Genomic DNA, 6428 nt, shown 5'->3' with positions numbered 1-6428 from the left:
GACAGGGCGAGCGCATAGCTGCCCTGGCCGGCGGTCATCGCGTTCAGCCGGCTCTGGTAGTCGGTCAGCTCCGCGATCGGCGCCTCGCCATTGACGGTGAGCTGGCCCAGCCTGTCGCTGTCGGTGCCGCTGACCACGCCGCGGCGCGACGCCAGATCGCCCGTGATGGCGCCCATCGCGCTCTCGGGCGCGGTGACCTGCATGCGCGCGATCGGCTCCAGCACCACCGGCCCGGCCTCGCGGATGGCGGCCTGGAAGGCCCTCTTGCCCGCGGTGGCGAAGGCCACCTCCTTGCTGTCCACCGAATGGTGCTTGCCGTCGTAAACGATCACGCGCACGTCCTGCACGGGATAGCCGGCGATCACGCCTTCGGTCAGTGCCTCGCGCACACCTTTTTCCACCGCCGGCATGAACTGGCCGGGAATGGTCCCGCCCTTGACCTGGTCGACGAACTCGAAGCCGGCGCCGCGCGCCAGCGGCTCGATGCGCAGGTGCACCTCGCCGAACTGGCCGGCGCCGCCGCTCTGCTTCTTGTGGCGGTACTGCGCCGCCGCGCCGTGGGTAATGGTCTCGCGGTAGGCGATGCGTGGCGGGCGCGTGTCGAGCTCGAACTTGTACACCTCGCGCAGGCGGTCCAGCAGCATGCGCAGGTGCAGCTCGCCCAGGCCGCGGGCGATGGTCTCGTTGGTGGCAGGCACATGCTCGATCAGCAGGCAAGGGTCCTCGGCCACCAGCTTGTTCATGATCTCCCACATGCGCTGCTCGTCGCCGCGCCGCTTGGGCGCAATCGCGATGCCGTGCACCGGCACGGGGAAGGGCAGGGGCCTCAGGTGGATGAGGTCGTCCTCTGCGGCGTCGTGCAGCACGGCGTCGAAATACAGCTCGTCCACCTTGCCGATGGCGCAGATGCCGCCCGGGCCACAGCTTGCCACCTCAACATGGTTCTTGCCCTGCTGCAGGTACAGGTGGCCCACCTTGAACGGCTTGCGCCCATCGCCCACGTACAGCAGCATGCCGGGCGTGATCGTGCCCTGGTGCACGCGCACAAAGCCCAGCTTGCCGACGTAGGGGTCGATGCTGACCTTGAACACATGGGCCAGCACATGGGCCGCCGCATCGGGCTTGGCGTGCATGGGCTGCGCGGCATCGCCCTCGCCCTTGAGAAAGTCGGGCGGGTTGCCTTCGGTCGGGTGGGGCAGCAGCCGGGCGATCACATCGAGCAGTTCGGCCACGCCCGCGCCCGTGCGCGCAGAGACGAAGCACACCGGGACCAGATGCCCCTCGCGCAGCGCCTGCTCCAGCGGCGCGTGCAGCTCGCCGGGGTCGATGTCGCCGTCGTTCAGATACCGGTCGACGAAGTCGGCATCGACCTCCACCACCTGCTCGACCAGGGCGCGGTGGGCATCCTGCACGGCGCCGAAATCACTGTGCCCCGCGCGGTTGTAGAAGCAATCCACCACCTTTGCCGCCCCCGCATCGGGCAGGTTGAGCGGCAGGCACTCCTTGCCAAACGCCGCCCGGATGTCGGCCAGCAAGGCGGGCAGATCGGCGCCCTCGGTGTCGATCTTGTTGACGATGATCAGCCGGTCGAGCTTGCGCTCGGCCGCGTGCTCCATCATGCGCCGCGCCATCGGCTCGACGCCGGCGGCGGCGCTGATGACGATGGCCGCCGTTTCCACCGCCTCCAGCGCCGGCAGGCTCTGGCCGATGAAGTCGGGCAGGCCGGGCGTGTCGATCAGATGGATGCGGCAGCCGCCATGCTCGGCATGCATGACCGCCGACTGCAGCGAGTGCTGGGCCTTGATCTCCAGCGGGTCATGGTCGCTCACAGTGCTGCCGCGTTCCACGCTGCCGGCCGCCCCGATGGCACCGGTGTGCTGCAGCAGCGCCTCCACCAGCGTGGTCTTGCCGGCCGCCACCGGGCCGACCAGGCAGAGGTTGCGGATGTTTTCGATGGATGGTGTGCTGGATGTAGTCATCGTTGAGTGCTCCTCGAGGGCATCCAGCTTCGCAGGTCGCTTCAACGATGTCTACTGTGGGACGGTCGCGTGGACCGCCGCGGGACAGTGCCGCTCTTGCACGTGCGGATTCAGCGCGGGGCTATGGCCCGCGTTGATGGGCGTAACTGCAGTAGGCCTCTTTGCCAAGCTTGGCGACGCCATAGAGACACACCGCGACGAACCCGGCTATCAAGGTGGTAGCCACGCCGAGACTGGCTCCCAGGAACGTGGCGATGACGCCGACGAGGGCGGTGGTGCCTTTTCCCTCAAGGGCCGCAATTCGCTTCCACAACTCCCGGTAGCGCTTGTCGTCCGTGCACAGGAAGAGGTGCATTTCTGTCTTGACGGCGTCCCAGTATGATTTGTCAGGGCGACGGTCCTCGCCGTGCGGGCCGCTCGTTGAGGCTTGCGGCGACACCGGTCCGCCGTGGTACATGAAGGCCGCGACCTCGTCTTCCGTGTGGACGAGACCGAGTTTCCAGGCGATGAGCGGCGGCGCCGTGGCCGTCAGTTCAGAAAGGTCGATCTCGGACAACAGCGACTGGGTACTCACGATGGCCTCCGATTGGCAAAACACCTGAATCAGGTTGGGCTGCGAAGCGGCCTTGGCGTGAATTGTGGGGTCGCTTTGGCATAAGTGCCAGAAAAAAAACGTTCATGCCAAGGGGTCCGAGAGGATTCTCCACCTCCACCGTGAGCGATCCCTCCGCACAGGTGGGCCCCGCGATACTCCCATGCCTGTCTGGTGAATTCAGCACCAATCCGCGCCTACACCGCCACCGGAGCCTTGATCGCCGGATGGCATTCGTACCCCACGACCTCGAAATCCTCGTACGCGTAATTAAAGATCGACGCCGGCCGGCGCTTGATGCGGAGCGTGGGATAGGGGTAGGGCGTGCGCGCCAGTTGCGTCTGCACCTGTTCGGTGTGGTTGCTGTAGATATGGCAGTCGCCGCCGGTCCAGATGAAATCGCCCACGTCGAGGTCGCACTGCTGCGCCACCATGTGCGTGAGCAGCGCGTATGACGCAATGTTGAAGGGCACGCCCAGGAAGATGTCGGCGCTGCGCTGGTAGAGCTGGCAGCTCAATTTGCCGCGCTCGCCCGGCGCCTGCTGCGGCGCCACGTAGAACTGGAAGAAGGCGTGGCAGGGCATCAGCGCCATCTTGTCGAGTTCGGCCACATTCCAGCTGCTGACGATGATGCGGCGCGAGTCGGGGTTGGTCTTGAGCGTGTGGATGACTTCGCTGATCTGGTCGATGTGACCGCCACCGGGCGTGGGCCAGCTGCGCCACTGCACGCCGTACACCGGGCCCAGGTCGCCATCGGGGCGCGCCCATTCGTTCCAGATGGTCACGCCGCGTTCGGTCAGCCAGTGGTTGCTGCTCGAGCCGGTCAGAAACCACAGCAGCTCGACGATGATGGATTTGAGGTGCACCTTCTTCGTGGTGACCAGCGGAAAGCCTTCGCTCAGGTCAAAGCGCATCTGGTGGCCGAACACGCTTTTCGTGCCCGTGCCGGTGCGGTCGCTCTTGTCCACGCCGTGCGTGAACACATGGCGCATCAGGTCTTCGTATTGGGAGCGGACGGGGCGGGCGGGCACAGGTGTGGTCATGGGGGAATGCGGAAAGGGGTAAATACAGGGTGGGGTTCAAGACCGTGAGCGGACGGTCATTTGGCGGGGTTGAGCGCGCTGGCGGGCCACGCGCCTGACGGCACGGCGGCAGGGGGCACGGGCTCTGCAGGCAGCGCTTCGGTGGCGCGGTAGCCGGTCGTGGCCACGCTGGCGCCATCGTCGAACACCAGCGTTCGCTCGGGCCAGCGCAGCGCGGCGAGTTTGCACTGCGCATCGACCGGCATGCCGGCCTTGCGCGCGGCCCAACGTGCACCGACCGAATAGTCGACGCAAAACACATTGCGCTGCTGGCCGAGCCAGCCAAAGGGCGGGGCCTCGCCGAACAGGCTGGCCTCTTCGTGCGTGGTGGCCAGCGGGTTGGGCACGAAGGGCCGGCGCCAGTAGTGGCCGACCACCACCGGCACGCCATCGGCATAGCTGTCCCACCAGGCCTCGCGTTCGACAAAGCGCCACTTGCCGCCGGCATAGAACGGTTGCGTGCCCAGGCGCTCGACGCCCGAGGTCAGCACCTTGAGCGGGTTGAGCATCGCCTTGAGCAGCTCGTGCTCGCCGTGTGCGCGCAGAAACGGCGGGCGGTGCTGGCTGTCTTCCAGGCTGTGCGGCCAGCGCTGGCGCTCGTCCGCCATGCGGCTGGCGATGTCGCTGTCGCGCGATGTGGTGCGCACCTGCCCTTCCCAGCGGTCGTAGGCGGCGCGCGTGCTGCCGGGCGCCAGCGTGCGCACGGCGGCGATGGCGGCGCTTTGCCAGGCGGCGTGGACGATCCGCAGGTCGGCGCGCTCGAGCGCCACGGGCAGCGGTGCCAGAAAGGCGCGGATGGCGGCGCGCTCGGCGCTCTCGGGGCGGGCGAAAGGCGCGTATTTGTCTTCGTCGCTCGCCACGCGCGCGTCGAAAAACCAGCCCGATCCGTCTTTCGGGTCGTCGCGCAGCAGGTTGATCTCGTGGTTGCCCAGCACTGCCAGCGCGCGCCCGGCGGCGTGCAGCTGCGCCACGCGCGCCAGCACGCCCGGGCTGTCGGGGCCGCGGTCGCAGTAGTCGCCCACGAACACCAGCGTGCGCCCTTGTGCGTGCGCGCCGTCCGGTCCATAGCCCAGGTGCGCCAGCAGCGCCTGCAGCGCGTCGATTTCGCCGTGGATGTCGCCCACGATGTCGAGCGGACCGGGGGGAAGGGGGTGGATGAGGCTCATGGGGTGCACCGTCGGTGCAACAGGTTTTAGGTGTTTTAGGGCTCTAGCGCTTTGCTGGCAAGCGTTAATAGCTACTGAAAAAATAGCATCATGGGGACGCAAGCCCCCTCGGGAAAAACCGCCCGGGGGCGCTCCCGACAGAGCGGGGCAGCGCCGTGGGAAAGGCCCGCCGCCGGTGCCGCGCCCGCCTGCGCGAGCCGCTATTTTAGTTTTTCTGCCCAGCGGCCGTTGTCGCTGCCGCGGCACCCAGCACCCGCCCGGGGTTGAACAGGTTCTGCGGGTCGAGCGCCTGCTTGACGGCACGCATCATCGACAGCGCCACGGGCGACTGGTACTGCTGCAGCTTGTCGGTTTTGAGCGCGCCCACGCCATGCTCTGCCGAGAACGAGCCGCCAAACTGCGCCACGGCGTCATAGACGAGGTCGTTTACACGCGCCTCCTGCGTGGCCAGGAAGGCCCGCGCGTCGCCGCCCTCGGGCGCCTGCACGTTGTAGTGCAGGTTGCCGTCGCCCAGGTGGCCGAAGTTGACCAGGCGCACGCCGGCGATCTCGCGCGCCAGCAGCGCGTCGGTGTGCGCGACAAAGGCGGGGATGCGCGAGATCGGCACCGACACGTCGTGCTTGATGTTCAGGCCTTCCTCGGCCTGCGCCAGCGGAATGCTTTCGCGGATGTGCCAGAGCTGGTGCGCCTGCGCGAGGCTCTCGGCCACCACGGCGTCGCTCACGCAGCCGGCTTCGAAGGCGGTCTCCAGCAGCGACTCGAAACGCGCGCGGGCGTGCGCTTCCGACTCGCTGTCGGAGTTCTCGAGCAGCACGCAGTAGGGCACGTCCGCCTGGTCGATGAAGGGCACGCGCAGCTGCGGCATGTGCTTGTGCACCAGGCCCAGCGCAAAGCGGCCCATGACCTCGAAGCCCGTCAGGCCCGCGCCCAGGTGCTGGTGCGCCAGGCCCAGCAGCGCCACGGCCTGTTCCATCGACGGCACGGCCGCCCAGGCCGTGAGGCGCGCGGCGGGCTGCGGAAACAGCTTGAGCGTGGCAGCGGTGATGATGCCCAGCGTGCCCTCGCTGCCGATCATCAGGTTGCGCAGGTCGTAGCCGGTGTTGTCCTTGCGCAGGCCGCGCAGGCCGTGCCAGATCTCGCCCTGCGGCGTGACCACTTCGAGGCCCAGGCACAGTTCGCGCGTGTTGCCGTAGCGCAGCACCTGGGTGCCGCCGGCATTGGTCGCCAGGTTGCCGCCGATGGTGCAGCTGCCCTCGGCCGCGAGGCTGAGCGGGAACAGCAGGCCGGCCTGACGCGCGGCTTCCTGCACGTTTTGCAGGATGCAGCCGGCTTCGACCGTCATCGTCAGGTTGTCGGGGTCGACGGCGCGCACGGCGTTCAGGCGCGTGAGGCTCAGCACCACCTCGCGGCCCGAGCCGTCGGGCGTGGAGCCGACCGACAGACCGGTGTTGCCGCCCTGCGGCACGATGGGAGCGCCGGCCGCGGCGCAGGCCCGGACCACGGCGGCCACTTCCTGCACGTTGCCCGGGCGCACCACCGCCAGGGCCTTGCCGCGCACGCGGCGGCGCCAGTCCTGCTCATAGGCGGTGAGGTCGCCCTCGGTGAGGAC

5 protein-coding genes are annotated in these 6428 nt (G+C 68.1%); all 5 read right to left on the bottom strand.

What is annotated here, in order from left to right:
* Nucleotides 1-1979: elongation factor G (fusA, locus tag B2J89_RS00390; RefSeq protein ID WP_169167296.1), on the bottom strand; the 1979-nt coding region annotated here is incomplete at its 3' end.
* Between the two features lie 121 nt (nucleotides 1980-2100).
* Nucleotides 2101-2553, bottom strand: a complete 453-nt coding sequence (locus B2J89_RS00385; RefSeq protein ID WP_169167247.1) for a hypothetical protein — start codon at nucleotides 2551-2553, stop codon at nucleotides 2101-2103.
* A 215-nt stretch (nucleotides 2554-2768) separates the two neighbouring features.
* Nucleotides 2769-3602, bottom strand: coding sequence for a thymidylate synthase (locus tag B2J89_RS00380; protein ID WP_371736076.1), 834 nt, complete (start codon nucleotides 3600-3602; stop codon nucleotides 2769-2771).
* A 68-nt stretch (nucleotides 3603-3670) separates the two neighbouring features.
* The gene (locus B2J89_RS00375) at nucleotides 3671-4819 is read right to left on the bottom strand and encodes a metallophosphoesterase (protein ID WP_169167245.1); all 1149 of its coding nucleotides are present in this window, start codon (nucleotides 4817-4819) and stop codon (nucleotides 3671-3673) included.
* A gap of 205 nt (nucleotides 4820-5024) precedes the next feature.
* Nucleotides 5025-6428: FAD-binding oxidoreductase (locus tag B2J89_RS00370; protein ID WP_205763643.1), on the bottom strand; the 1404-nt coding region annotated here is incomplete at its 5' end.

It is taken from the genome of Acidovorax sp. SRB_24, from assembly GCF_012931925.1.
This window is presented reverse-complemented; position numbering and strand designations above follow the sequence as displayed.